General features: G+C 60.8%; 26 protein-coding genes. 11 read left to right on the top strand and 15 right to left on the bottom strand.

From position 1 onward, the window contains the following. Positions 1–6 precede the first annotated feature (6 nt). A complete protein-coding gene (gene rarD / locus A462_RS06765) occupies positions 7–891 on the bottom strand; it encodes an EamA family transporter RarD (RefSeq protein WP_032899734.1) in 885 nt (294 codons plus the stop codon). Between the two features lie 573 nt (positions 892–1,464). Then, positions 1,465–2,379: a ParB/Srx family N-terminal domain-containing protein gene (locus A462_RS06770; RefSeq protein ID WP_008437929.1), complete on the bottom strand. Its 915-nt coding sequence runs from the start codon at positions 2,377–2,379 to the stop codon at positions 1,465–1,467. Between the two features lie 148 nt (positions 2,380–2,527). On the opposite strand from A462_RS06770, the gene A462_RS06775 reads away from it, so the two are divergent. From A462_RS06775 to A462_RS06785, 3 genes are all read left to right on the top strand, one after another. After that, positions 2,528–2,902 (top strand): YajD family HNH nuclease, encoded by a 375-nt coding sequence (locus A462_RS06775; RefSeq protein ID WP_003210675.1) that lies wholly within the window; start codon positions 2,528–2,530, stop codon positions 2,900–2,902. Positions 2,903–3,065: 163 nt separating this feature from the next. Continuing rightward, positions 3,066–3,533: an RNA methyltransferase gene (locus A462_RS06780; protein ID WP_003210674.1), complete on the top strand. Its 468-nt coding sequence runs from the start codon at positions 3,066–3,068 to the stop codon at positions 3,531–3,533. 69 nt (positions 3,534–3,602) lie between these two features. Then, positions 3,603–3,953: a YgaP family membrane protein gene (locus tag A462_RS06785; RefSeq protein WP_003210673.1), complete on the top strand. Its 351-nt coding sequence runs from the start codon at positions 3,603–3,605 to the stop codon at positions 3,951–3,953. A gap of 111 nt (positions 3,954–4,064) precedes the next feature. Here A462_RS06785 and A462_RS06790 read toward each other — a convergent pair whose 3' ends face one another. After that, positions 4,065–5,303 (bottom strand): hypothetical protein, encoded by a 1,239-nt coding sequence (locus tag A462_RS06790; protein WP_008437925.1) that lies wholly within the window; start codon positions 5,301–5,303, stop codon positions 4,065–4,067. 12 nt (positions 5,304–5,315) lie between these two features. Beyond that, entirely contained in the window at positions 5,316–5,765 is a 450-nt protein-coding gene (locus A462_RS06795) for a YcgN family cysteine cluster protein (protein WP_003210671.1), read from the bottom strand. 153 nt (positions 5,766–5,918) lie between these two features. Here A462_RS06795 and A462_RS06800 point away from each other — a divergent pair, with 153 nt between their 5' ends. Continuing rightward, complete coding sequence (locus A462_RS06800) at positions 5,919–6,518, top strand: nitroreductase family protein (protein WP_008437924.1); 600 nt, start codon at positions 5,919–5,921, stop codon at positions 6,516–6,518. An 80-nt stretch (positions 6,519–6,598) separates the two neighbouring features. Here the strand turns inward: A462_RS06800 and A462_RS06805 are convergent, their stop codons facing one another. The 6 genes from A462_RS06805 to A462_RS06830 form a co-directional block, all read right to left on the bottom strand. Further along, positions 6,599–10,072: an OspG family effector kinase gene (locus tag A462_RS06805; protein WP_008437923.1), complete on the bottom strand. Its 3,474-nt coding sequence runs from the start codon at positions 10,070–10,072 to the stop codon at positions 6,599–6,601. Between the two features lie 122 nt (positions 10,073–10,194). Further along, positions 10,195–11,127, bottom strand: coding sequence for a D-2-hydroxyacid dehydrogenase (locus tag A462_RS06810; RefSeq protein WP_003210668.1), 933 nt, complete (start codon positions 11,125–11,127; stop codon positions 10,195–10,197). A gap of 116 nt (positions 11,128–11,243) precedes the next feature. Continuing rightward, positions 11,244–11,537 (bottom strand): YcgL domain-containing protein, encoded by a 294-nt coding sequence (locus A462_RS06815; protein WP_003210667.1) that lies wholly within the window; start codon positions 11,535–11,537, stop codon positions 11,244–11,246. Beyond that, entirely contained in the window at positions 11,534–12,667 is a 1,134-nt protein-coding gene (gene rnd, locus A462_RS06820) for a ribonuclease D (RefSeq protein WP_008437922.1), read from the bottom strand. The genes A462_RS06815 and rnd overlap by 4 nt, the downstream gene beginning before the upstream one ends. 122 nt (positions 12,668–12,789) lie before the next feature. Further along, complete coding sequence (locus A462_RS06825) at positions 12,790–13,440, bottom strand: class I SAM-dependent methyltransferase (protein WP_003210665.1); 651 nt, start codon at positions 13,438–13,440, stop codon at positions 12,790–12,792. Positions 13,441–13,585: 145 nt separating this feature from the next. Further along, positions 13,586–14,959 (bottom strand): glutamine synthetase family protein, encoded by a 1,374-nt coding sequence (locus A462_RS06830; protein ID WP_003210664.1) that lies wholly within the window; start codon positions 14,957–14,959, stop codon positions 13,586–13,588. 387 nt (positions 14,960–15,346) lie between these two features. Here A462_RS06830 and A462_RS06835 point away from each other — a divergent pair, with 387 nt between their 5' ends. Next, positions 15,347–16,123 carry a transporter substrate-binding domain-containing protein gene (locus A462_RS06835; protein ID WP_008437921.1) on the top strand — a complete coding sequence of 259 codons (777 nt, stop codon included), beginning with the start codon at positions 15,347–15,349 and terminating at the stop codon, positions 16,121–16,123. On the opposite strand, the gene cynR is transcribed toward A462_RS06835, so the two are convergent. Beyond that, complete coding sequence (gene cynR / locus A462_RS06840) at positions 16,098–16,964, bottom strand: transcriptional regulator CynR (protein ID WP_008437920.1); 867 nt, start codon at positions 16,962–16,964, stop codon at positions 16,098–16,100. The two genes, A462_RS06835 and cynR, sit on opposite strands and share 26 nt — an antisense overlap. A gap of 112 nt (positions 16,965–17,076) precedes the next feature. Between cynR and A462_RS06845 the strand changes: the two genes are divergently transcribed. The 3 genes from A462_RS06845 to A462_RS06855 are packed head-to-tail and all read left to right on the top strand — an operon-like array spanning position 17,077 to position 19,113. Beyond that, complete coding sequence (locus A462_RS06845; RefSeq protein ID WP_008437919.1) at positions 17,077–17,718, top strand: carbonic anhydrase; 642 nt, start codon at positions 17,077–17,079, stop codon at positions 17,716–17,718. Positions 17,719–17,747: 29 nt separating this feature from the next. Next, positions 17,748–18,218, top strand: coding sequence for a cyanase (gene cynS / locus A462_RS06850; RefSeq protein ID WP_003210659.1), 471 nt, complete (start codon positions 17,748–17,750; stop codon positions 18,216–18,218). Between the two features lie 55 nt (positions 18,219–18,273). Further along, entirely contained in the window at positions 18,274–19,113 is an 840-nt protein-coding gene (locus A462_RS06855) for a cache domain-containing protein (RefSeq protein WP_032899696.1), read from the top strand. A gap of 144 nt (positions 19,114–19,257) precedes the next feature. On the opposite strand, the gene A462_RS06860 is transcribed toward A462_RS06855, so the two are convergent. Together A462_RS06860 and pobA are read right to left on the bottom strand one after the other, a co-directional pair. Continuing rightward, positions 19,258–20,769 (bottom strand): MDR family MFS transporter, encoded by a 1,512-nt coding sequence (locus A462_RS06860; RefSeq protein WP_008437917.1) that lies wholly within the window; start codon positions 20,767–20,769, stop codon positions 19,258–19,260. A 74-nt stretch (positions 20,770–20,843) separates the two neighbouring features. Beyond that, positions 20,844–22,028 (bottom strand): 4-hydroxybenzoate 3-monooxygenase, encoded by a 1,185-nt coding sequence (gene pobA, locus A462_RS06865; protein WP_177325584.1) that lies wholly within the window; start codon positions 22,026–22,028, stop codon positions 20,844–20,846. A gap of 189 nt (positions 22,029–22,217) precedes the next feature. On the opposite strand from pobA, the gene A462_RS06870 reads away from it, so the two are divergent. Further along, complete coding sequence (locus A462_RS06870) at positions 22,218–23,114, top strand: helix-turn-helix domain-containing protein (RefSeq protein WP_003210655.1); 897 nt, start codon at positions 22,218–22,220, stop codon at positions 23,112–23,114. On the opposite strand, the gene A462_RS34665 is transcribed toward A462_RS06870, so the two are convergent. Both A462_RS34665 and A462_RS06880 read right to left on the bottom strand, forming a co-directional pair. After that, positions 23,098–23,274 (bottom strand): hypothetical protein, encoded by a 177-nt coding sequence (locus A462_RS34665; protein WP_162835184.1) that lies wholly within the window; start codon positions 23,272–23,274, stop codon positions 23,098–23,100. The genes A462_RS06870 and A462_RS34665 overlap by 17 nt on opposite strands. Before the next feature lie 100 nt (positions 23,275–23,374). Then, complete coding sequence (locus A462_RS06880; protein WP_003210653.1) at positions 23,375–24,280, bottom strand: LysR family transcriptional regulator; 906 nt, start codon at positions 24,278–24,280, stop codon at positions 23,375–23,377. Positions 24,281–24,384: 104 nt separating this feature from the next. Between A462_RS06880 and A462_RS06885 the strand changes: the two genes are divergently transcribed. Both A462_RS06885 and A462_RS06890 read left to right on the top strand, forming a co-directional pair. Then, complete coding sequence (locus A462_RS06885) at positions 24,385–25,257, top strand: MBL fold metallo-hydrolase (RefSeq protein ID WP_008437913.1); 873 nt, start codon at positions 24,385–24,387, stop codon at positions 25,255–25,257. Between the two features lie 34 nt (positions 25,258–25,291). Then, the gene (locus A462_RS06890) at positions 25,292–25,906 is read left to right on the top strand and encodes an NAD(P)-dependent oxidoreductase (RefSeq protein ID WP_008437912.1); all 615 of its coding nucleotides are present in this window, start codon (positions 25,292–25,294) and stop codon (positions 25,904–25,906) included. Positions 25,907–25,953: the final 47 nt, after the last annotated feature.

The raw sequence follows: 25,953 nt of genomic DNA, 5'->3' as shown, positions 1-25,953 counted from the left end.
TTGAAGTCAGATCGACCGGCGCAGTCGATTCAAATGCCTCAAGCCTTCCAGCACCAACACCACCACCGCCAGCCAGATCGGCAGGTAGGTCATCCATTGGCCCGGCTTGAGGGCGTCTCCCAGCATCAGCGACACGGCCACCAGCAGCACCGGTTCCGCGTAACTGAGCAAACCGAACAGGCTGAACGGCAACAGCCGGCTGGCCAGGATGTAGGAATAACCCGCCGCCGCGCTGACCAACCCCATGAGTGGCACCAGCCAATAGAGCGCCGGGCGCTGCGCCAGGGTCTCGTTGATGGGCTCACTACCGAGGACGAACCACAGCGCGACCGGAATCATCAGCATCATGTCCAGCCACAGCCCGCCGAGGTTGTCGGTGCCACAACGCCTGCGCACTACGAAATACAGCGGATAACCGACGCACACCACCAGGGTGGTCCAGGAGAACCCGCCCGTGCGATACAGCTCGTTGGCCACGCCCACCGCCGCCAGCGCTGCGGCAATTTTTTGCAGATGGGAAAGGCGTTCGCCGTAAACGATGCGCCCGGTGATGACCATGGTCAGCGGTAACAGGAAATAGCCCAGCGACACATCCAGGCCGTGGCCATTGAGGGGCGCCCACATGAAGATCCACAACTGCACACCCACCAGGGCACTGGTGAGCACGACACAGGGCAGCAACGCGGGTTTCTCCCGCAGACGCTTGTAGATCAACGGCACCCACTTCCAATCCCCGGACAGGCACAGCAGCAACGTCATGAAGGGCAAGGAGATGAGCATTCGCCAGCCAAATATCTGCTGGCCATTCAAGGGTTCAAGAAGGGAGGTAAAGAAATACAGCACACCAAACAGGAAGGAAGCGGAAACCGCCAGAACAACGCCTTTAGACACAACAGCCTCTACAAAAAATTGCATGTATTCAATTGAAGCAGGCCGTTGCATTCACGCAGTGTGAATGTCAGTGAGATGAACATCAGAAGTTTATTAACGGGCACCATAAACTTACAACTTGCACAGGACACCTATCCCGAATATTCAAGTTATAACAACAGGGTAACGCGTTGATTTTTTATTATTTGCACGACGATCATCAGACACTTCAACCACCCGACTTCGGTTATTGGAAGCAGTACGCTCTGGATGAGCGCTTCTGATTTGAAACGCCACAACGTCAACCACGGGGGTTGATATCGTGAAAGGAAAGCCCGGCTTGCGGGAAACTGACAGTCGCCAGGAAAGACCTGACGTATTGACTACCTGACGCCACCACAGAACACACTAACGGCAGTAGGCCAAGAGGCGCCACATTAAACAAACTGGCAAAGTTAGTCCAACACTTTATCACCCTGAAGACAATTAAATGCCCCACGGCATTTAAATCGATATCTGCCGGATCTTTACTGTATATTAAGCCGTTATACGTCCGACAGAAACAGCACAAGGCCGCCCCTGCCGGTTCGTCACTTAGTTACTTCTACTGTCGATAACGTAGGGCACTTTCTTCTTGAACGTATCGTTCAGTTCTTTGCGGTCAAGTGACGTGAAGCCGCCCAACTGCCGGGCGCTGAAGCCGCTGTCCCCTACCGGTGCCTCGGGCGCCAGGCTGACCATGCGCTTGGCTACCGCCTCGATTGCCTTTTCATACCCGCCTTGCTTGTTCAGGTTGAACGCGCCGAGGTCAATCTGCGTGCGCAACCACCCTCCCCAGTAAAACTCCAGGAATTCCGGCACCACCTCACCAGAGGTCGGCTTGCCGTAGGACGCCTTGCGGGAGAAGTAAACCAGGCTGCGGAACATATCGTCGCCGAGGTCCTTGAAGCCCAGGTGTGCCGGAATTTGCTCAGGTGTGATGGTCTTGCCCTGGCCGTCCTTGAGCCAGACCTTGCGGCCCTGCTCCATGCGTTTCCAGAAAGTCGCCAGGTCGGGACTGTCGCTGAAGTTATCGGTGACCCGCACCCACATCTTCAGTTTGGCGCCGGCACCTGGCTGCTCCCACAAGGTACTGAACGAGTGGTGGCCGTCAGTGAGGTACAACTGGCCAGCGGGGCCGACCACCACGGTTTTCATGTCCGCCACGTGAGCGCCCACCGGGTCTTTGCAGGTGAAGCTGCCTGGCTTATGCAGATCGGCATCTTCAGGCACCTTGTCGACACCGCCCTGGCCGTTGGTTTCACAATATTCGTCGAACACTTTTTTGGGCGACTCGGCAAATACCCCCAGCTTGTAATGAATCTGATCAAAACCGATGACGGCCTGGGTCGGGTGGAGCTGCTCCAGCGCCACATTGATCACCTGGCCTGGCTGGGGCGTGGAAAACGCCTGGACCTGAACACTGACGGCGCACAACAGCAGCGCCCACAACCATGAATGCATCCGCATGAGTACCGCTCCTTATGAATTCAGTTCGTCGATACTACAAACAATCCCCCTCACCGGCATGACCGCGCCTGAAAAAGCCGGAGGTTTATTAGCCCGCAAGCAGCTAGAATCAACGCTATCCGTGATCCACTAAAAGACAGGAGCCATGATGAGCTCGACCAACCCGCCCTCCCACACCGCCAAGCTGGATCGCATCCTCGCCGATGCCCAGCGCGATCGGGAAATGGGCTACCGCGACAAAGCCCTGAAGATGTACCCCCACGTGTGTGGCCGCTGCGCCCGTGAATTCGCCGGCAAGCGCCTGAGCGAACTGACCGTGCACCACCGCAACCACAACCATGACGACAACCCCCAGGACGGCTCCAACTGGGAGTTGCTGTGCCTGTATTGCCACGACAACGAACACTCGCGTTATACCGACCAGCAGTATTTCGGCGAAGGCTCCACCAGCAGCCCGACGATCGCCAAGGCGACGCACAACCCGTTTGCGGCGTTGGCCGGGCTGATGAAGAAAGACGACTGAGTATCTTCGCTGAATGTGACGGCCTCATCGCGGGCAAGCCCGGCTCCCACAAGGGATTGCATTCCAAATGTGGGAGCCGGGCTTGCCCGCGATAGCGATCGCCCAAGCAATGCATTAGCCCGAGGCCGTATAATCGCGGTTTTTCTCGAAGGCACCCTCTCCCGTGGGCAATAAACGCTACAGCTGCATCGGTCTGTACAACCCCAAATCCCCCGAAAACGTCGGCTCGGTGATGCGCGCCGCCGGCTGCTACGGCGTGGCCTCGGTGTTCTACACCGGCAAGCGCTATGAGCGGGCCCGGGACTTTATTACCGACACCAAGAAGGTCCACCACGACATTCCGCTGATCGGTATCGACGACCTGAAAAAGATCCTGCCCCTGGGCTGCATCCCCGTCGCCGTCGAGCTGGTGGAAGGCGCCCGCCCTCTCCCCGAATACACCCATCCGGACCGTGCGCTGTATATCTTCGGTCCGGAAGACGGCTCCCTCGACAAAGAGATTCGCGACTGGTGTGAAGACGTGATCTACATCCCGACCACCGGTTGCATGAACCTCGCCGCCACCGTCAACGTGGTGCTTTACGACCGTCTGGCCAAGGGCAACAACACCCGTTCGGGCCCCAAATACTGATTTTTTGGGAACATCCGCGGCCTGTGTGCAGTCAGCTGCATATCAATCAGCCCTTGTTGGAGACAGATCATGAGCGACAGCAAAACCCTGCGACCCGTTATCCGGTCCACCCCGTTCGAGCCCCAACCCACGCAAAACGTCCAGGGCTGGGAACGCATCGGCTCCCTGGCTGGCGGTGTGGTGATGATGGGCAAAGGCCTGCGCCGTGGCGGCTTTTTCGGTTTGATCCAGGTGGCGATTGGCGGCGTAGCGCTGGCACGCGGAATCAGCGGGCATAGCTCGGCGAAAGAGTTGCTGGAGCGCAGCCGCCAGGAAATGAACAGCGTGCGAACCAAGATCGAACGCGCCGGTGAGGAACTGAAAAACCTCAAGACCAAGGCTGAAGTGGCGGCTGAAAACGCCAGCAAAACTGTGGGTTAACCCCGATCAAAAGTGGGAGCGGGCTTGCTCGCGAAAGCGGAGTGTCAGTCACTGACTGTGTTTCTGATACGATACACCGCTTTCGCGAGCAAGCCCGCTCCCACCTTGGTTTCAGTGCAGCAGTTTGGTATCGAGTACTACCGACGACTCGCCAATAATGCTCTCCCCCAGCTGCACAAATTCCTTGGTGCTGATGCTGTTCAGGCGCATCACCGCCTGGGTCAAATCATCCAGCGAACGCTTGTTGTGGGTTTTCACACGAATCTCGCGGTCCAGCTCCTGCAACAACACCACCGCTCGTGAGACGGTCGCGCTACTGGCGTGCTCGACCCGCAGGGTGGTCACGTCCTTGCCTTCGCTGGCCAGCCGGGCCTGCAGGGCGGCATAACGATCATCGCTGATCCCTCCTGCGCGGCGCATCAGTTCAATGGCGTAGTACTGCGCCAAGCCCTCGCTGATCCAGTCGCTGCCCTGGTGGTCGTTGAAGCGGCCGATAGCCTGCACCACTTCACGGATCAACGGGCTGCTGCCGTTCTCGCTGACCAACGGCGTACGGCTGTTGAGGTAGATCGAGTCCCGCGCCGAATACGCACCGCGCCTCATCGGGTCACTGGCGCCCACCACCAGCAATTTCGCCGGGTGCCGTGGGAATGCCGCTTGCACTTGCGGCCAGACAAACGTCAGCAAGGTCAGCACATCCATGCGATGCATGCCTTGCCCTTTGGGCGACGCCACGGTGATTTCGGTTTCCCCCAGGCGCATCCTGCGACTGCCCAGCGTACCCGCGAGCATCCAGCCGGTGGGCCGGTCAAACAGGCGGGAAACGTTATCGATGCGGAATTTGTTCTTGCCGATGCGCGGCCAGGACGTCTCGACGCTTTTCCAGCCGGCAGGCAGTTCAAACACCAGGCGCGACACCAGTTCAATGCCGTCCTGTTGATCCAGACGTGCAGTGGGCACCAGGTCTTCGCCGCGAAACAGCGCCCAACTCGGGGTCATCCGCGCTTCGTAGACGCCTTTCTTGCGCGCGTGGGTGAGGCGTACACGGTAGGTCAGGCTGGCCTTGTCGGCACTCGGTTGCCACAGGCCGCGGCTGTCACCCGGGGTAATGCCCGGCAACACTTGCCACTGGCCATCGGCCTTGAAGTCGCTGTAGTCGCCGTCGCGGCCCAGGTCGAAGTTGAGGCTGCGCACCGCCGAGCCCTGGGACAGGCTCAGGCGCACTTCTGCCTGATCACTTTGGGGCAACAGCTTGACGTGATAGTCCAGGTCAACTTTCTTCGCCGCCCACGCCGGCGCACTCAATACCAACAACAGCAGGCTCGCCGCCAGCCTGGCTCCAACCGTCATACACACTCCTTCTCAGCCTGCTCGAAAAATCAGGTAATCCTCCCAGTCATCCTCGGGCACGCTGCCTTCGCTGAGCATGCGCCCGGACTGGGAAATGCGTTCCTGGTGCACAGCGTCGCGATCGCCGCAGACCAGGTGGTGCCACAGCGGCAAGTCCTTGCGCTCGCTGACCAGCCGGTAACCGCAGGTGGGCGGCAGCCATTTGAACTGGTCGGCCTGGCCCGGAGTGAGCTGGATGCAATCGGGCACCGAGGCGCGACGGTTGGGGTAATCGGTGCACTGGCAGGTTTTCAGGTCCAGCAGTTTGCAGGCGATGCGCGTGTAGTAGACGCTGTTGTCGTCTTCATCCTCGAGCTTTTGCAGGCAGCACAGGCCGCAGCCGTCGCACAACGACTCCCACTCATCCTGGTCGAGTTGTTCGAGGGTTTTGCGGATCCAGAAAGGTTCGACTTTGGCGGCCATGGCTCTACATCAATATCGGTATGTTAAAAGGCCGCCAGTCTAGTGCCCATGGCCCCCGGGGCCAAGCGCTTACGACTGTCGGTAGAACAAGACTTGTCAGCCACCCGGCGGCGAAGTAGCTTTGAACCCCGGTTTTTCATCAGGATCAGCCCAATGAGCAGCAACCCACGCGTCGCCGACTATCCGATCCACCCACAATTCACCGACCGCTGGTCGCCGCGCGCCTTCACCGGCGAAAGCATCCCGGTGGACACCCTGTTGAGCTTCTTCGAAGCCGCGCGCTGGTCACCTTCGGCCTACAACTCGCAGCCATGGCGTTTTCTCTATGCGCGCCGCGACACGCCGAACTGGGAACGTTTCCTGGGCCTGCTGAACGAATTCAACCGTGGCTGGGCGCAGCATGCCTCGGCCCTGGTGATCGTCGCGTCGAAGACGACCTTTGCCGTGCCTGGTGCCACCGAAGAAACCCCGGCCCTGTGGCACACCTTTGACACCGGCTCGGCCTGGGGCCACCTGGCGCTGCAAGCCAGCCTCAGCGGCTGGCACACCCACGGCATGGCCGGTTTCGACCAGGAACTGACCCGCAAGGAACTGAAGATTCCTGAAGGTTACGCCCTGCACGCTGCGGTGGCGATTGGCAAGCTCGGCGACAAATCGACCCTGGCCGACTACCTGCAAGCCCGGGAAACCCCGAGCCCGCGTCGTCCATTGAACGAGCTGGTGTCCGAAGGCGACTTCAACCACCAGGACTGAACACGCTCTGGCAGTCGTTGACGGTCACGTCAAAACCCTGCTGCTGCGATCACAGCAGGGTACACCCGCCACAAGTGCAGCTAAGCCTTGGCGATCAGCGCGTAATAGGCCCTGCGCAGCTCGTCTCGATCACGCTTGTACATACTGGCGAGAAACGGTGTCATGTCTTCAAGACCGTTTGCGTTCAAGTCCACTGGATAGATTTTATTATCCCTCGCTGAATACAGGAAATTACTTAACTGCAGATCGTTGTGGTAAAGATTTTTCTGTTCCATGCGCCGAAATGCGTCATCCAGTAAAAGCCTGGCCTCTGGGGGCAAACTTCCCCTTGCCAGGGTATTTACATCCACCCCGTCCAGCTTGCCCATTTTCAAATAACGGCGACCATTTTCAAATATCGTGGTTGCAAAGCCGTCACCGTAATAGCTGTTCAGGCACAGGGTCTCGTTATCGACAAAGTCGTCGGCAGAAGTCATGGATGAAGGGCCATAGTCCTTATAGACACTTTTCCCGTCGAGACTGTCGTAGATCGTCCCCTCACCGCCCCCGCCAATTTCCGGCCCCAGGTCTGATGCCACAGAAGGCGGGTTACCGCCGCGTGCCCCCAGGCGCTGCCATTGGTCCCCCTGAAGGTGCTGCACCAGCAGCGGCGTTTGCCGGTTGTTGTGATAAATCTGCGCCTGTACGGCACCGTCGGCGGTGCGAGTCACTTGCCGCACTTCGTAGACCGCAGTGTTGCCGGCAGTATCGGTATGGCGGATGTGGGACAAGTGACCGTCCGCCGCCACATAGATCCCCTGACTGTTGCGCGCAAGCCCGGCTATTTTCGATTCGGCCACGCTGTAGTCGCCAAGCAACCGGTTGTTCAGGGCGCTGCCCGGCTCGGCAGGCGTGGTGATGATCGCCCCATCCATCGCACTCGTTTTTGCGGTGAAGCCTTCAAGAGGGCTGCCGTAAGGCCGCATCCTGTCCACATCAAACGCATACCATCGACCGTTCTGGAGTACCGCGCCTCCATCAACGCTTTGCCCGGCGACCTTGAAGGTACCCGTCGCTGCTGCGTCATAGTGTTTACTGGCAGCCTTCAACAGGTCATAGCTGCCGCTCGCGCCCCTGAGCTTGTTGACCACCTCTGCACCCGTGGCGCGTACAAAGTTGGCGCCTTTGCCCAGCAACCGGGCACCGCCCGCGACCAGTTCGCTGAAGCCATCCAATGGGTTGAATGCTTGAATGGCAGCCACACCGATGACTTTTGCCACTTGAATGGCCTTGGCGGCGGCGCTCGCGACCTTGGCCCCCGCCTTCGTGACTTTCGCCGCCACACCCGCGCCCGCCGTGACAAAACCAAAGACATCCAGCGCCAGGTCACTGGCCCCTTCCAGGTGGTTACCCCTGGAAAAATTCACGATGGCGGACCTGAGCGGAATCAGGTCAAGAAAAAAGTGGGTGACGTTCCACTCGGTTGCCATTTGTTTATCGAATGAGGTGACACCCCGGGCATAGGTTTTTATGTCATCACTGTCGAGATCAAGATGTTCAACAAAGGCATCGGCAATGTGCTGGGTTCGCGCACTGGAAAAACTGGGGGGCGGCGTTGACAAGCCGTCCTGGCTCTTTTGGCCAAGGGCAGCCTCGCTCACGGTCTTGGGCTTGAAGGGCTCCGTCTTGAACTCCTTGTTGGCCTGCCGCTCGCGTTTTGTTGTTAACTCCGAGGTCGGCACCGACTTGATTGCACCTGCGTTCAAATCAATTTCATAAACGGTGTTGCCATTCCTTCCGGTGGCCTTGACCCACAGTTTGTTTTCCGCGCCCTGCCGTTTTTTAGAGATGAAGTCGAGGCCCAGTTCATAAGTGTTTTTCTGAAAAAACTCGAGCTTTGCAAACTCCAGGTTTTCCCGGTCGACCAAGGGCAGTGTTGCGACAAGGTGCTTGATGACGCTGCGAACCCCTTGCTGGCGAGAAGTGATTGCTTGTTCAAATTCTTCGTTGAAGATTTTGTTCACGCTGAAATCCAGGCTCTTGCCTTTGATTGCCTCGGCAATGCTCGGGTCCCTGGTTTCCCATGGGTATTGGCCAAGTCCGCTCATGGCGATGTCCAACAACGAGAAAAGCCCGCCGGGCGCCCGGTTCGGACCATAAAGTGGTTGGGCTGACGGTTGTTTCGAGTCAACGACCTTCAGTCGTTTCTCTTCAAAAGGTACGTGTTCGCCAAACCGCTCCTTCAAATGGGCCAACGCAATGTCTTTACGGCTTGGAATCTCGGCTTCCAACAAACCGGTAGCCGCAAGCGTCGACTTCAGTTGTGCGTTGAATGCCGTCCTTGCACGGTCTATCTCATCGTCGCTGTAACGATCACCTGGCTGGCATGTGACGATCCCGTTGACCACGGCCCAGTCCACCAATGCCGCCTTTTGTGCATGTTCGGCGGCGGCTCGATTCGTCAGGATCGCGTTTTCCGCGCTGGACATGACTTGGGCAAAGGTCATGTGCGCCACCTTTCCGGGGAACTGCGCCTCTATGGCCGCCGCTGCGACCGCGAGGCTTACCCAGGCCGGACTGCCGTAGGTCACGCGGTCGGGGATGTCCTTGATCAAAAACTCGGGCGCCTTTCGTGCCAGTAACAAATAGGCGCCGGCCTTGGCCATCTCGGGACTGGTCTTGTGATTTTCGTGCAGGTAAGTGCTCAGGCGCTCGAGCACTGTCGAAGCCGGCTTGCCCCAATGGGCTTGTTGGGCGAGGTCGAAACCCGCCACGCGGTTACGGTGCGGCGCCGTGATGGACTCCGGGTCAAGCAGCAGATGGATCGCACTCAGTGCGTACTCGTTCACGCTGGTCTCGGAGGCGGCGCCCCCAAGCTGGTCCTGTATGGCTTGCCCCAGTGCCTGCCCGCGGGTGGAGCTGACGAGGGTTTCGAGTGCCTTGGCAGGATCAGCCAATGCCTCGCCCGACAACGGCTGGTTCGCGTTCAGATATTCCAGTACACCCACGCTTGCGCCGATGTGTGGTGCATTGAGGTTCTGGCTGCCATGGTCGGTAGCCGCCGCCAGTACCCTGCGCTGTTCAGCGGCGCTCATGGGAACAGGCCAGGACAACCCGCCGCCAAAATTGCCGAGCGGATGCTCCAGTGCCCTGTCACTCACCGCATGGGCATGACCGGTCAGCTGAAAATGATTGGTGGGCAACCCCAAGCCGATACTTCCGAGAAAGGTCTCTACCGTCGCCGCTTTACCCGCCTGGGTCGGGTAGGACGAGTCGGGGTGTATTTGCATCGGTGTCGTTTGCAGCGCGGCCAGCACCGCTTGAGGGCTGGCATTCACGCCAAGACGGCTGGCGATTTCGTTGAGCTTCTGGCCCAGTGTCCGCAGATTCTCGCGGTCGCCCAACGCCGCGGTGAGACCGGATTGCCGGGGGACTGGGGCGAGGGCCAGCGTATCGCGATCGGCCGTAGCACCCAGAGCAGAGGGCAATAGAGGGAGCGCCGCCGGCTCGGTAGAAAGCAGGGAAAGTTGCGGAGTTACCCGTGGAGGGAGAGACACAGTGCCAGCATTCAACATGAGAATGTACCCATCTGGAGAGGGGTACGAGCCTCACATACGGCCTGCGAAACGAACATCTGATTAGTGTTTGCAGAAATTTGTAAGCGCCCGGCAACACGCGTTGCCGAGCCTTCGCGCTGTCAGTAACCGCGCTCGAAACTCACTTCGCCGCGCAACGTTTCCTGCGCCTGGTACGCGCGCAAATTCTCGACAAATAATTGCACCATCATCCCCGGCGAAGTCGGCGCCGAGCTGTGGCCGGTCAACAGCAAGCCCCAGGCGGTCCAGAACGGATGGCGCTGGGGCAATGGTTCCTGACGGCAAACGTCAATCACCGCGCCGGCCAGATGGCCTTCCTTCAACGCTTCCACCAGGTCCGCATCGACCACCGCCACACCGCGCCCGACGTTGATGAACAACCCGGTCGGCTTGAACTGCTTGAACAGCGCCGCATTGTACAAATCGTGGGTGTTCGGCGTGTTGGGCAGCAGGTTGACCACGTAGTCCACCTCACCCACCAGGCGCGGCAACGCGTCGAGCCCGGCAACTTCGACAAACGGCGCCTGCTCACGGGCCTCACTGGCAATGCCGTACAGCTCAACGCCAAACGGCTGCAGGAATTGCGCAACGCTGCGGCCGATATCACCGGTACCGACGATCAGCACTTTGCGCCCCGCCAGGCTCTGGCCCATGCGGTTATCCCACTTGCGCTCGACCTGGCTGACCAGCCGCGCCAGCACTTCACGCTCATGGCCAAGCATGTAAGTCAGCACGTATTCGGCCATCACCTGGCCAAAAATGCCCACGGCGCGGGTCAGGCGGTAATCCCGCGGCAGGCCGTCGGCCAGCAGCGGCGTGATGCCGGCCCAGGTGGATTGCAGCCATTGTGGCTGGTGCCCCTGGCGCAGCAAGGTGGCCAGAAGATCCGGCTGGCCCAGCCACACCGGGCAATCGGCCGCCAGGCGCGACAATTCGGCGGAGTCGCCGCTGGTCATGACCTCAAGGTCCGGCGCCGCTTCGCGCAGCAGCCGGGCGTACAGCGGGTGATCGTGTTCAGCAATCAGAACGCGCATGGTTCAAACCTTTCAAAAACACTGCAGGCGGCCGCCGGTCCAGTTCACTGTACCGTGCGGCCGCCGCCAAAAATTGAATTCCATAGATGATGTGCCCCGGACGGGGCACTGACCGATCACATCGGGTCATTGCGTCGCAGCAGCTCTTCGGGCAAGTGTTCGATGTACTCGTCCTCGGCCGGCGGCATTTGCAGGTGGTAACCCTGCTTTTCGAGGTTCTCCAGAACCACGGTGATGTCCTCGCGGGACAGCTTGCGCTCCGGGCTCAGCACCAGGTCGAAGGCGTGGTGCGGCTTGCCGAAGGCGGCCAGCAGACTTTCCGGCACGCGCTCCAGTGCATCGCTTTTCAGCACGTAGAGGTACATCTCGTTTCGTTTGAGGCTGCGATAGATGGAGCAGATACGTTTCAAGGCTGTTCTCCGGCAGTGGCCAGGCTGTCCAGCAGCGCCTGGCCCATCAGTTCGCGGCGCCAGCCACGCAGCGAATCTGGCAATTGGTAAGGCCCCTCGGGGTAGCCGCTCTTGACCAGGGCTTCAAGGGTTTTCTTGCGCAGCATCAGTTCCGGCGCCATGTCCAGGCGTTCGGCCTCGGCCTGGCCCAGGGCGCGCAGTTGCTTGATCAGCGTGGCGGCGTCCACCGGCAATGGCTCGGCAACCGCCGGTGGCCACTGGTCCATGGGCACGCTGCCGGCGCGCTTGATCAGGCCCAGCAGAAACTCGCCGTCCTGGCGCACGGTGCGCGGGTGCATGTCTTCGATCTTGCCCAGCGCGGCGAGGTTATCCGGCTGGGATTTGGCCAGGGGCCATAACGAGTGCTCACGGATGATCCGGTTGCGCGGCAGGTCACGGGCACGGGCTTGCTGTTCGCGCCAGGCGCACAGTTCGCGCAATACGGCGAGCTGGGCACGGGAGAGTTTCCAGGCGAGCTTGGCGTCGCGATAAACCTCGTACGGGTCGACTTCGCGGCGCAGGTTGGCCACCAGTTCGGCACCGTCTTCCAGGACCCAGGCGTATTTGTCGTCGGAAAGCTTCGGGCGCAGGCGTGTGTAGACTTCTGCCAGGTGCACCGCGTCTTCGGCGGCGTAGCTGATTTGCGTCTCGGACAATGGCCGCTGCAACCAGTCGGAGCGGGTCTCGCCCTTGGGCAACTCGATATCGAGGACGGCTTGCACCAACCGCGAATAGCCCATGGAGAAACCGAGGTTCAGGTAGGCCGCCGCCAGTTGCGTGTCGAACAACGGCACCGGCAGGCTGCCGGTCAGGCGCAGCAACACTTCCAGGTCTTCGCTGCACGCGTGTACCACCTTGATCACCGCCGGGTTCTCCAGCAAGGCGGCCAGGGGTTGCCAGTTGTCGATGGTCAGGGGGTCGATCAGGTAAGCGCGCGCGCCATCACCGATCTGGATCAGCCCGGCTATGGGATAAAAAGTGTCGACCCGCATGAATTCGGTGTCGAGGGCGACGAATGGCAACTGCTGCCATTCGGCGCAGTGCTGGCCGAGGCTATCGTTGTCGCAGATCCAGTGAATATCGATGGCCACACGGCTCTCCCTTGAAGAATGGCGCGCAGTATATATCGCGAAAGGGAGTTGCGAGCATTCGCAGTACAGCATCCGCCATGAAAACTCTTATAGGAGCTGAAGAATAGTCCGACAGTCGGTACTTATCCTCTCTTACGCAGGACATACACCCGCCACATGGCTGAGCCGGGCATGAACTCCTGTTGACCGAGGACCTTGAAACCCGCCAGGCGAAACTCCGCCTCCACTTGCGCCCGGTGGCTGGCAACTGCCGCCGGGCCAGGCTGCAACGCCCGGTAGCCGCTGTCGCTGTTGACCGAAACAATTACCGTGTCGCGGCTTACCCGATGAAACTCACCGAGCAGGGCCAGGCGCCCTTCTGCCGTTGGCACATGGCGAAACAACTCCAGGCAAAAAATGCAGTCCACCGCGTTGGCCGAAAGGCCGATGGAAAATGCCGAGCCCTGGAAGGTCTTGATCCGCTTGAGCAAGCCCGGCGCGTGGTGGGTACGGGCGTGGTCGAGCATGTCCTGGGAGTTGTCCGACGCCAGGATCACCCGGTTGCTGTGCTCGGCCAGCACCGGCCAAAAGCGCCCGGAGCCGCACGCCAGGTCGAGAATCAGCCCTGGCTCGCCGGCGATCTTCAGTGCACGGCGCACCAATTGCTCATCGCGCCACAACCCCAGGCGCCGCAACAGCCCCGGCGGACGCGTGTCGGCGCAGACCAGGGCATGCTGCTGGCCAGCGCGTTCGGCAAATTCAATCTCGATGGAAGACGGCGGTTGCGACGGCATCACACGACTCTGTTAATGGATCAGACATTCGCAGCTTAACCACCGTCTCGTGAAAAAAAGGTCGAAGGATTGTTCGCCGTTAATGCAGATCCAGTATCCAGCCCGCTGCCTGTCTGTTAACTGTCTGTGATCAGCGCCTTCATCTTCAGGCCTGGTGCAGATACCAGCGCCAATCCTGCTCGCCCACCTCGCCCATGAACTGACGGTATTCGGCCCGCTTGACCGCCAGGTACACGCCGAGGAATTCGCCGCCGAACGCCTCACGCGCCCAAACCGAGCCTTCAAGCGCACGCAAGGTGGTCAGCCAATCGGTGGGCAGCAACTCCTTGGCCTGGGCATAACCGTTGCCCTCCACCGGCGCGCCGGGGTCGCGCTGTTCGCGGATGCCCCGGTGGATACCGGCCAGAATCGCGGCCGCCGCGAGGTACGGGTTGGCGTCGGCGCCGCAGATACGGTGTTCGATATGCCGGGAAAACGCCGGTCCGCCGGGCACCCGCAGTGTGACGGTGCGGTTGTCCACGCCCCAGGTCGCGGCCAGCGGCGCGTAGCTGTTGGTCTGGAAGCGTCGATAGGAGTTGGCGTTGGGGCAGAACATCAGCAACGAGTCGAGCAAGGTGCTGAGCATGCCGCCCACCGCGTGGCGCAACAGCGGCGTGCCGTCGGGCGCTTCGCTGGCAAACAGGTTATTGCCGTCGCGGTCCGCCAGGCTGACGTGCATGTGCATGCCGGTGCCGGCCAGATCGTCGAACGGCTTGGCCATGAAACACGCGGTCATCCCGTGCTTGTGGGCTACGCCCTTGACCAGGCGCTTGTAACGCACCGCCTCGTCCATGGCTTGCAGGGCATCGCTGCGATGTTCCAGGGTGATTTCCACCTGGCCCGGGGCGTATTCGGAAATCGCCGTGCGCGCCGGGATGCCCTGGAGTTTGCAGGCGCTGTAGAGGTCGGCGAGGAACGGTTCGATCTGCTCCAGCTCCCGCAGGCCGTAGACCTGGGTCGAGCGCGGGCGCCCGCCGTCGACATCCCGCGCCGGTTGCGGGCGGCCGTTACTGTCGGGTTTCTGGTCGAGCAAATAGAACTCCAGCTCCGCCGCCATCACCGGGTAATAGCCGTCGGCCTTGAGGTCGTCAATCACCCTGGCCAGCAGGTGCCGGGGATCGGCCACGGTAGCGGGCATGCCTTCGGTGGGGTGCATGCTGACTTGCACTGCTGCCGTCGGGATCAGGCGCCACGGCATGCGCTGCAAACTGCCGCTGACCGGGTAGGCACGGCAGTCGATATCACCGACTTCCCAGACCAGCCCTGAGTTCTCCACGTCGTCGCCATTGATGGTCAGGCCGAGGATGGTACTCGGCAGCGGCCGGCCACTTTCATAGACCGCCAGCAGTTCATCGCGGTGCAGCAGTTTGCCGCGAGGCACACCGTTGTTGTCGAGGATGAACAGCTCGAACATCTCGATATCCGGGTTCTGCTCAAGAAAGGACTGGGCTTCGTGCAGGGTGGCAAAGGGCGTGCTCATGGGCATTCTCATACGTTCGCGTCAGGCAGGCGCGCGGGCGCTGCCGGGCAGATGCGCGGGGCATCCATTCGGGCAAATCAACGTAGGAGAAAGGTGTCCGGTGGGCGCGCGTGGCGGCAGTGCCAGAGCGCCCAGAAGGCGAGTTCGGAAGGGAGGGCATCAGCGGTGACTCGACGACCATCCGGACGGCTGGACGCGGTGGCGCCTGGCGATGTCTCAGGGTGTGTGTCGGGGGAACCGTCCATGCGGGATTCACAGTAAAGAGATGCCGGGCAGCCTCACACGCGAGGTTAAGCCGTTAAATCCAGTCTTGATGGAGTTTGGTTGTGCCGTGGCTAAACATTTGCAAATAATGGCGGCCCTGCCCATGCCCAAGGACCCGACCGCATGAAAGCATTGCTGACCCTTTCCCTGCTGGCCGGCCTGTCTGCCCAGGCCCTGGCCGACAGCCCTGCGTCGCGCCTGGATGAAGTGCTCCAGCGCGGCGAAATGAGCGTCTGTACCACCGGCGACTACAAGCCCTACAGCTATTTGCGCCCGGACGGCAGCTACGAAGGCATCGACATTTCGATGGCCCAGTCCCTGGCCAAGAGCCTTGGGGTGCAGGTGAAGTGGGTGCCGACCACCTGGAAAACCCTGATGCCGGACTTCCTGGCCCAGCGCTGTGATATTGCGGTGGGTGGTATTTCAGTGTCCCTGGAGCGGCAGAAAAAGGCGTTTTTCAGCCAACCATTGGGCGTCGACGGCAAGATCCCGCTGGTGCGTTGCGCCGATGTGCAGCGCTATCAGACGGTGGAGCAGATCAATCAGCCGCAGGTACGCGTGATCGAGCCTGCGGGCGGCACCAATGAAGTATTTGCGCGGGCGCATTTGGGCAAGGCACAACTGACGCTGTTCCCGGATAACGTGACGATTTTCGAGGAACTGCTGGCGAACAAGGCGGACGTGATGATCACCGACGCCAGCGAGGCGCGGTATCAGCAGAAGCTCAAGCCGGGACTGTGCGCGGTGAATCCCGAGCGGTACATGCAGTACAGCGAAAAAGCGTTCCTGCTGCCCCGCGATGATGTCGCATGGAAGAGTTACGTGGACCAGTGGCTGCACTTGAGCACGGTGACCGGCGTGTATGACGGCATCATCAATCAGTGGCTGGCTGCGCCCTGACCAGCTCGACAAACGCCCTGCACGCCGCACTGCGATAGCCTCCCTTGCGGCTGAGCAACGCCGCCGTGCGTTGCGGCAACGGCGGGCTTAGCGGCACCGCCTGCAACCCCGGCTGCACCTGGGCAATCGCGCTGGGCAGGATGGTCGCCAACTGCGTATTTCGTACGATTTCGATAATCGCGCTGATGGAATTGGCCTCCATGGTGATCAGCGGTTTCACCGCCTGGCTGCGAAAATACTCATCGATATAGCGACGCGTGGCGAAGCCGGCATTCAGCAGCACCAACGGCTGCTGGAGCCACGACTGTCGATCAATGCCGGGATGAGCGGCGCTCACCACTACGCTCAACGCCTCGACAAACACCCCTTCACACTCGATATCCGGCAAATGCTCGCCGGTAAAACCGATGCCGATATCCAGCAAATCCTCCGTCAGTGCCGCCTCCATGCGGTCCTGGGTCAGCTCCTCGACACTCACTGTAATCCCCGGATACAGCCCGTTAAATCGTGCCAGCAGCGGCCCGATCAGGTAGGCGGTAAATGTCGGCGTCATCGCCAGGCGCAAGCTGCCACGGCTCAGGTCCTGCACGTCATGCATGGCGCGGGTGCCGGCCTGCAGATCCTGCAAGGCCAGGCGCGCAAACCGCACATAGGCCTCGCCTGCATCGGTCAGGCTGACGCTTCTGCCGGAACGGTCCAGCAGTGGCGCACCGAGAGTGTCTTCCAGTTGCCGGATCTGCTGCGACAAGGTCGGCTGCGACACATGCAGCGCCTCCGCCGCCCGGGTGAAATTACGGTGCTCGGCAACGGCCAGCAGGTAGCGGATATGACGCAGCAACATGGAAGGCGCTCCAACTATAGGCATGACTTATAGAAACCATAATAAGCCGGTCTTGGACGCTATTGCTGAAAACTTCCATCCTTGCCCCATCAGCGACGCAAGGAGAACCACCATGCAAGATCTCATCGACGGCTTCCGCAAGTTCCAGGGTGAAGCCTTCACTCAACGCAGCGACCTGTTCAAACACCTGGCTACCACGCAAAACCCCGGCACGTTGTTCGTGTCCTGTTCCGACAGCCGCGTAGTCCCGGAACTGCTGACCCAGCAGGAACCCGGTGACCTGTTTGTGATCCGTAACGCCGGCAACATCGTCCCGTCCTACGGGCCGGAGCCTGGCGGCGTGTCGGCCACCGTCGAATACGCAGTAGCCGTTCTCGGCGTCAGCGACATCGTGATCTGCGGCCACTCCGACTGCGGTGCCATGACCGCGATCTCCACCTGCAAATGCCTCGACCACTTACCCGCCGTGGCCAACTGGCTGCGCCACGCCGAGTCGGCCAAGGTGATCAATGCCGCCCGCGCTCACGCATCGGATGCCGACCGGCTGAACTCGCTGGTACGGGAAAACGTGGTCGCCCAACTGGCCAACCTCAAGACCCACCCTTCCGTGGCCCTGGCCCTGGAACAAGGCCGGCTGAGCCTGCACGGCTGGGTCTACGACATCGAAAGCGGCGCCATCGACGCCCTGGATGGCCGCAGCGGGCGCTTCGTGTCGCTGCTCGACCACCCGGCCACCCGTGCCTACGCCGCCTGAACCTTATTCAAACCCAAGAGGACATCACCATGCTGCAATCCCAATTCGCCCAATCCCCACGCCTGGCCCTGGCCGACACCGTCATCGACATCAAGGCGCGCAAGAACCTGTCATGGCAGGACCTCACCGACGGCACCGGCCTGAGCCTGGCGTTCGTTACCGCCGCCCTGCTCGGCCAGCATCCGCTGCCCAAGGACGCTGCCGATGTGGTCTGCGACAAGCTTGGCCTCGACCAGGACGCCAGCCGCCTGCTGCAAACCGTGCCCCTGCGCGGCAGCTTTCCGGGCGGCGTGCCGACGGACCCGACCATGTACCGTTTCTATGAAATGCTGCAGGTCTACGGTTCGACCCTCAAGGCCCTGGTGCACGAACAATTTGGCGACGGCATCATCAGCGCGATCAACTTCAAGCTGGACATCAAGAAGGTCGAAGACCCGGACGGCGGCTCCCGCGCGGTGATCACCCTGGATGGCAAATACCTGCCGACCAAACCGTTCTGATTTGCCGGCAAACCGTCTACGCTCTTGGCACACCAACAAGATCGAGGGACGGGTAATGAAGGCAATGCTCCGAGCCACCTGGCTGCTGCTGTTATGTGTTGGCCAGGTGCACGCCGCCACCGCTGAGGAGGCGGATGCCCAAGCCGCCAAGGCCTTGCTGGAAAAGGCCTTGGCGTATTACCAGACGAATGGTGACAAGGCTTTTGCGGCGTTCAGCCGCCAGGGTGAATTCGTCGACCAGGACCGTTACGTGTTCGTGGTCAACACCAAGGGCGTACTGCTAGCGAGTGGCGGGCCCTCTTCTGCGTTGATCGGGCGCAATGTTTCCGAGGTACTGGGGCCGGATCTGAACAAGTCGTTCAAGGAGGCGTTGGCGGTGCCGGAAGGCAGTGGCATCCAGCAGGCCGATTACCGGTGGCAGAACTGGAATGACGGCAAGGTGGAACGCAAACATGTGTATTACCAGCGCGTCGGGCAGCGGATTTTGGCCGTTGGCTACTACCTGCCGCGGGCGACGCCGGAACATGCCAGAGCGCTGCGAAACAAAGCCGTCAAGGCGCTGGAGAAAGACCCGGCCGGGACGCTCAAGGCGATCAACGCCATGCAGGGTGGTTTTCTACAGGACGATTTGTATGTGTTTGTGGTTGACCTCGACACCCAGCGCTACGTGGCCCATGGCACGACTCCGCGGTTGGTGAATACGGATTTCAGCAAGATCAAGGATCCCGACGGGAAGCCGGTGGGTGAGCCGATCCTGGCGGTCATGGCCGAGCAGGATCAGGGGGAATACAAGTACCGCTGGAAAAATCCGGTGACCGGAAAGGTTGAGAACAAGCATGCGTATTTGCGCAAAACCGGACATTTCATGGTGGCTGTGGGGTATTACAGCCCGTGAAGGTCAGCTATTTAAATGCTGGAACGCAATCGAATGTGGGAGCGGGCTTGCTCGCGAATGCGGTGTATCAGCCAACCTATTTATCAACTGACAGACCGCATTCGCGAGCAAGCCCGCTCCCACATTTAATCTTCATTTTTTCGACTATTTGGCCTTGTCTTCCCGCCCCCGCAACACGCGATTAGGCATGGCAATCGCCGCCGCCAACCCCAACAACGACACCCCGGCACTGACCATCAGCAAATGCCTGAAGGTAATCAACAACTCCCCCCGCAAGGCATCCTGCGCCGGCCCAGGCGCCGCATTCAAGCCATCCAGCAGCACATTCCCCGAACTCCCTTCCGCGACCAGCGCCCCACTGGCCAGGTGCGCAAAACTGGAGTCCTGCAACAACGCCAGCAACAGCGCCGACATGCATGCCACCCCAACCGCACCGCCCAGGGAACGGAACAGGTTGGTGGTGCTGGTCGCCACCCCGATATCCCGCTGCTCCACCGAGTTCTGCGTACCCACCAGGGAAGTCGGAAACTGCATCCCGGCGGCAATCCCGCACAGCAACATAAACAGACTGGTGACCGCCACCGCCTGAGGCGCACTCAACGCCATGCCGAAAATCGCGATCGGGCTCAGGAAGGCGCCAATCAGGATCATCGGTTTATAACGCCCGGTCACCGAGGTCATGCGCCCGGCAAAATACGCCCCCATCGGCAAACCCATCGCCAGCGGCAGCAAATGCAAGGCGGCACTGTCGGCACCGGAACCGGTGACGGTCTGGTAACGCAGCGGCATCAACACCGTGAGGGAAATCGCCTGGAAACTGGTAAAGAAAATCGTGCACCAGCACAACACCGCGCTGCGGTTGGCAAACAGGTGCATCGGCAACAAGGGCTCCCGCGCCCGACGCTCGTGCCACACAAACACCGTCAACGCCACCACGGCACAGACCAACAGCCCCAGCACTTCATCGTCGCGCCAATGATGGCCCTGGCCGATTTCGGTGATACCCAGTAACAGCGCCGTCAAACCGACGATCATCAGCACAGTGCCGAGGTAGTCGATCACCGGCTTGCGTTGCGGCACCGGCAGCCCCACCAGCGTGCGATGGGCCACCCACCAGGCGCCCGCGCCCAGCGGCAGGTTGATCAGGAACACCCAGCGCCACGACAGGTACTCGGTCATGTAGCCGCCCAACACCGGGCCGGCCACGCTCGCCACCGCGTACATGCTGCTGAAGTAACCCTGGTAGCGCCCGCGCTCACGGGGCGGAATAATGTCGCCGATAATCGCCTGGCTGACCGAAATCATCCCGCCGGCACCGATGCCCTGGAGGATCCGCGCCAGCACCAACTGCTCCATGCTCTGGGCCATGCCGCAGAACAGCGAAGCAAGGGTGAACAGGCCCATGCCGATCAGCATCATCGGCCGGCGCCCGTACAGGTCGCCGAGCTTGCCGTAGATCGGCACCGCCACGGTCATCGCCACCATGTAGCCGGAGATCACCCAGGCCAGCAGGTTGACGTCATGGAACTGGGCGGAAATCGCCGGCATGGAGACGGCGACGATGGTCTGGTCCAGGGCCCCGAGAAAGATCGCCATCATCAAGGCGACAAGGACACTGCGCACGGCGGGTGTGGCGGGCTGATTGAGGTTGGTCACGGCAGAACCTGCGAGCAAGGGCCCGCGGGAAAAGGAGGCCCACGGGAATGCTCGTCAGTGTACTAGATAGCTGACTATTCGATAGCCTCGTAAGGAAGTCCGACGTAATTTTCTGCAATGGTTTTACGACCGGCTTCGGAGTCGACGAAGTATTCCAGTTCGCTCTGGGCGATGCGCTGGCTGAAGCCGTCCGCCTCAGGGAATTGGTGCAACATCGAGGTCATCCACCAGGAAAACCGTTCGGCCTTCCAGATCCGCCGCAGGCAAATCTGCGAGTACTTCTCCAGCAATTCCACTCGGCCCTCGCGGTACACCTTGAGCAGGATATTGAACAAGGTGCTGACATCGCTGGCAGCCAGGTTCAAACCCTTGGCGCCGGTGGGCGGCACGATGTGGGCGGCGTCGCCCAGCAGGAACAGGCGACCGTACTGCATCGGCTCCACCACAAAACTGCGCAGCGGCGCGATGCTCTTTTCGATGGACGGGCCGGTCACCAGTTGCTCGGTGAGTGAGTTGGGCAAACGGGTTTTCAGTTCATCCCAGAAGCGCTCATCGGACCAGTCGTCCACCGACTCATCGGCCGGCACCTGCAGGTAATAACGGCTGCGGGTCGGTGAACGCATGCTGCACAGGGCAAAGCCACGTTCGTGTTTGGCGTACACCAGTTCATCGTGGATCGGCGGGGTGTCGGCGAGGATGCCCAGCCAGCCAAACGGATAGACCCGTTCAAAGACTTTCAATGCCTCGGTGGGAATCGACTGACGCGCCACACCGTGAAAACCATCGCAGCCAGCGATGTAGTCGCAGTCCAGCCGGTAATGCTCGCCTTTATGTTCGAAGCTCAGCCACGGCTCCGGGCTTTTCAGATCATGGGGCTGCACGTTGCCGGCTTCATACAACGTTGTCGCGCCGCTGGCCTGGCGCGCGGCCATCAGGTCGCGGGTGACTTCGGTTTGCCCGTAGATCATCACCGTCTTGCCGCCGGTCAGCGTCTTGAGGTCGAGATGGGTCAGTTGCCCATTCAGCGCCAGCTCAAAGCCCTCATGCACCAGGCCTTCGGCATCCATCCGCGCACTCACGCCGGCCTGGCGCAGCAGGTCGACCATGCCTTGTTCCAGCACCCCGGCACGGATGCGCCCTTGCACGTAATCCGGCGTCTGGCGCTCAAGAATCAGGGTTTCGATCCCGGCGTTGTGCAACAGTTGACCGAGCAGCAGCCCCGAGGGACCGGCGCCGATGATGGCGACTTGGGTTTTCAGCGTTTTCATTATTTTTATGGCCCGCAAGCTTCATCCGAACGTATCCGGTGAAAGAGTTGTCATTGAAGGTGTTGCTGGCATTTTTCACTTGAGTGCCCGGCATAAGAAGGTGAAAACTGAGCCCAAAGCTGCGCTTTTCGCCAATTGGGGCGATTACCGCACAACTATCCCGAAGTATCGGATGAAGCCATGACCAAAACTGCCAGTGCCGCGATTCCAGTGTTCAAACTCTACGGTGAGAGCCAGCAATGGCCGACCCCGGATTTGTTGCACTGTGAAACCATCTCCCGGCGCAGCCGTGAGTACCAGTGGGAAATCCAGCCCCACCGGCATGCGGACCTGTGCCAGTTGCTTTACGTGCACAAAGGCCAGGCACAACTGGAGATCGAGGGGCAGCGCAGCACCCTGAATGAATCGACGCTGCAGGTGCTGCCGCCGTTATGCGTGCATGGCTTTCGCTTTTCCGAAGACGTCGAGGGGTTTGTGGTCACCCTGGCCGCGCCGCTGATGGCGCATTTGCAGGGGCAGCTGGGGGCTGCGCTGGATGGCCTGAACGCCTTGGGCAGCTACCCTGCCGGTAACGACAGTGACTACCTCAACAGCCTGTTTGCGCGCCTGCAGGAGGAGTACGCCAGCGACCAACCGGCGCGAGACATGATGATGCACGCCCTGGTCAGCGTGCTGCTGGTGTGGATCAGCCGCCAGGCCATCCAGCGTCGCCATCCACGGGCACCGCGGGGCCGCGAATATTTCCGCCGGTTCACCCAGCTGGTAGAGCAACACTATCGCGAGCACCCGAAAATCGAAGACCTGGCCCACAAGCTCGGGATCTCGGTCTCACACCTGAACGGTACGTGTCGGGAGTTGGGCGGGCAGCCCGCGTTGCAGATCATGCACGACCGCCAGTTGCTGGAAGCCAAGCGCCTGCTGACCTACACCAGCATGACCATCAATGAAATGTCGGAGGTGTTGGGCTTTTCCGACCCGACCAACTTCTCACGGCTGTTTCGCCGACGCGTCGGGTTCTCCCCGAAGGCGTTTCGGGAGCAGTTGAAAGCCGACCAGGACGCTAGCGAAGCGAACTGAAGGCAGCCATGTGGCCAACGCATTGACCGTGATTGCAGCTGGAGGCGAACCCCGGCTGCATGCGGGTCTGTTCGACGCGGTAGGCGGCAGTGCCATAGAGCGCGGTGGCGGCGGCGCACAGGGTGAAAATCATCAGGTACTTTCTTGTTTTGATCGACATGATGCTGACCTCTGATCCGATCAAGAAGGTGCTTTGATAAGCATAGGTCAGCTGGGGCAAGTCGCCATTATCGGGCGACATTCAACCTGTTTATGTCGGCTTAGAGACCGACGTCCCACACCGGCTCTTCCGGAAACCTCAATACCAGGAAATCCAGCAGGCTGCGCAGCGCCGCCGGCATATGCTTGCGCGAGGCGTACACCGCGTAGATGTTCATCTGCTGCGGCTCGGCCTCGGGCAACAAGCGGATCAACTCGCCACTGCGGATGTAGTCGCCCGCCTGATAACTCGGCAGCCGCGACACCCCTGCTCCCGCCAGCGTCACCCGCAATAAGGTACTGGCCTCGTTGGCGCTGATATTGCCCTGCACCGGCACCGACACCGGCTCGCCGTTCTCCATGAAGTGCCACAGGCTTTTGCCGAAGTAGGAGTGGGTCAGGCAATTGTGCCGGGCCAGGTCCTGTACCTGCCGCGGCTGCGGATGCTCCAGCAGGTAAGCGGGCGATGCGCAGATCACCGAACGGCACAGCGTGAGGCGGCGGGCGATCAGGTTGGGGTCCAGCTCGAAGCTGGTGCGGATCGCCAGGTCGATGCGCTCATCCACCAGGTTCACCGTGCGATCAAGCATCTGCATATCGATGTTGACCAGCGGGTAGCGCTTGACGTATTCGGCCATGGCATCGGCCAGTTGCGCCTGGCCGAACGAGGTGCTGACACTCAGGCGCAGCAGGCCGCGAGGCGCTTCGTCGGGTTCGCTGACGGCGGCCTGCATGTCGCTGCACAACTCCAGCATCTGTCGGCAACGGGGCAGGGTTTCGCTGCCGGCGGCGGTCAGGCTGAGCTTGCGGGTGGTGCGGTGCATCAGGCGCGCGCCGACCCAGTCTTCCAGCTCCGCCAGGTAGCGCGACACCACCGGGCGCGACAGGTCCAGATGGTCGGCTGCCGCCGACTGGCTGCCCAAGTCCACCACCGCGACAAACACCCGCATTGCTTGAAGACGATCCATGATTTGCCCGCTTTTAGAAACAAACTATGTCCAAGCATCGCATTTTTTGTAGCGTTTGGTGCAACTAAGCTCTGTCCACACCTTACCGATGACTGGAGCTGCACATGTTTGGATTCTCCCCGCTCAAGCGCGTGGCCCTGGCCGCCGCCTCCCTGGCCTTCGCCGCGCACGCCATGGCGGCAGACTTGACTCTGGACGCCTACAACCCGGGCGAAACCGCGATGATGCCGGTCACCTCGGTACTGGTCAGCGGCGACAAAGATGCGATCCTGGTGGACGCCCAATTCGGCAAGACCCAGGCCGAGCAACTGGTGCAAAAAATCCGCGCCAGCGGCAAGCGCCTGACTACCATCTACATCAGCCACGGCGACCCGGACTACTACTTCGGCCTCGATACCCTGACCGCCGCCTTCCCCCAGGCCAAAGTCCTGGCACCGCAGCCGGTGGTGGACCATATCAAGGCCACCGTTGAACACAAACTGGCGTTCTGGGGCCCGAAACTGGGGGCCGACAAGCCTGCCAAAGCGGTCATCCCCCAGGTACTTGAAGGCCACAGCCTGACCCTCGAAGGCAAGCAACTGGAAGTGATCGGCCTGGACGGCGCACAACCGGACCGCACCTTTGTGTGGATCCCGTCGATCAAGGCGGTGGTCGGTGGTGTAGTCGTCGCGGAAAACATTCATGTGTGGATGGCCGATACGCAGACCGCGAAGTCCCACACCGATTGGCTGGCCACCCTGCAACGTATCCAGGACTTGAAACCGCGCACGGTGATTCCGGGTCACTACCTGGGCACGCCGTCGCTCAAATCCGTGGCGTTCACCGCCGACTACATCAAGGCCTTTGACGAAGAAACCGCCAAGGCCAAGGACTCCGCCGCCCTGATTGCGGCGATGCAAAAGCGTTACCCGAACCTGGGTGACGAGAGCACCCTGGAACTGGGCGCCAAAGTCGCCAAGGGCGAAATGCAGTGGTGAGTTGATTCAACCCTTAACCGTACTGGAGAACGTCATGAGCAAGATCGCAATCATTGGTGCCACCGGTCGTGCCGGTAGCCAACTGCTGGAAGAAGCGCTGCGTCGCGGGCACACCGTCACGGCCATCGCACGTAATACCGACAAGATCGGGGCGCGCTCTGGCGTCACCGCCAAGCAAGTCGATGCGCTGGATGCCCAGGCGCTGGAACAGGCCATCCGCGGCAACGACGTGGTGATCAGTGCGGCGCACTTCGCCACCCTGCCTGCGGAAGCGGTGATCAACCCGGTGAAAAAAGCCGGCGTGAAGCGCCTGCTGGTGGTCGGCGGTGCCGGTTCGCTGTTGTTGCCGGGCGGCAGCCGAGTGATCGACAGCCCGGGCTTCCCCGAGGAATACAAAGCCGAAGCCAGCGCCGGCAGTGTTTTCCTCGATACCCTGCGCCAGGAAAAAGACTTGGACTGGACCTTCCTGTCGCCTTCGGCGGAGTTCGTCGAGACCGCACGCACCGGCACATTCCGCCTGGGCCAGGATGAATTGCTGGTGAGCAGTGAAGGCCGCAGCTGGATCAGCTTTGCCGACTTTGCGATTGCGCTGATTGATGAAGTGGAAACACCGAAGCATTCGCGCCAGCGGTTCACCGTCGGCTACTAAGGCTGACGCGCACTAAAAATGTGGGAGCGGGCTTGCTCGCGAATGCG

Origin of the sequence: Pseudomonas sp. Ag1 (assembly GCF_000278565.1) — a bacterium.
Taxonomy (GTDB): Bacteria; Pseudomonadota; Gammaproteobacteria; order Pseudomonadales; family Pseudomonadaceae; genus Aquipseudomonas.
The sequence above is the reverse complement of the archived record's forward strand: the minus strand, read 5'-3'. Positions and strand labels throughout refer to the sequence as shown.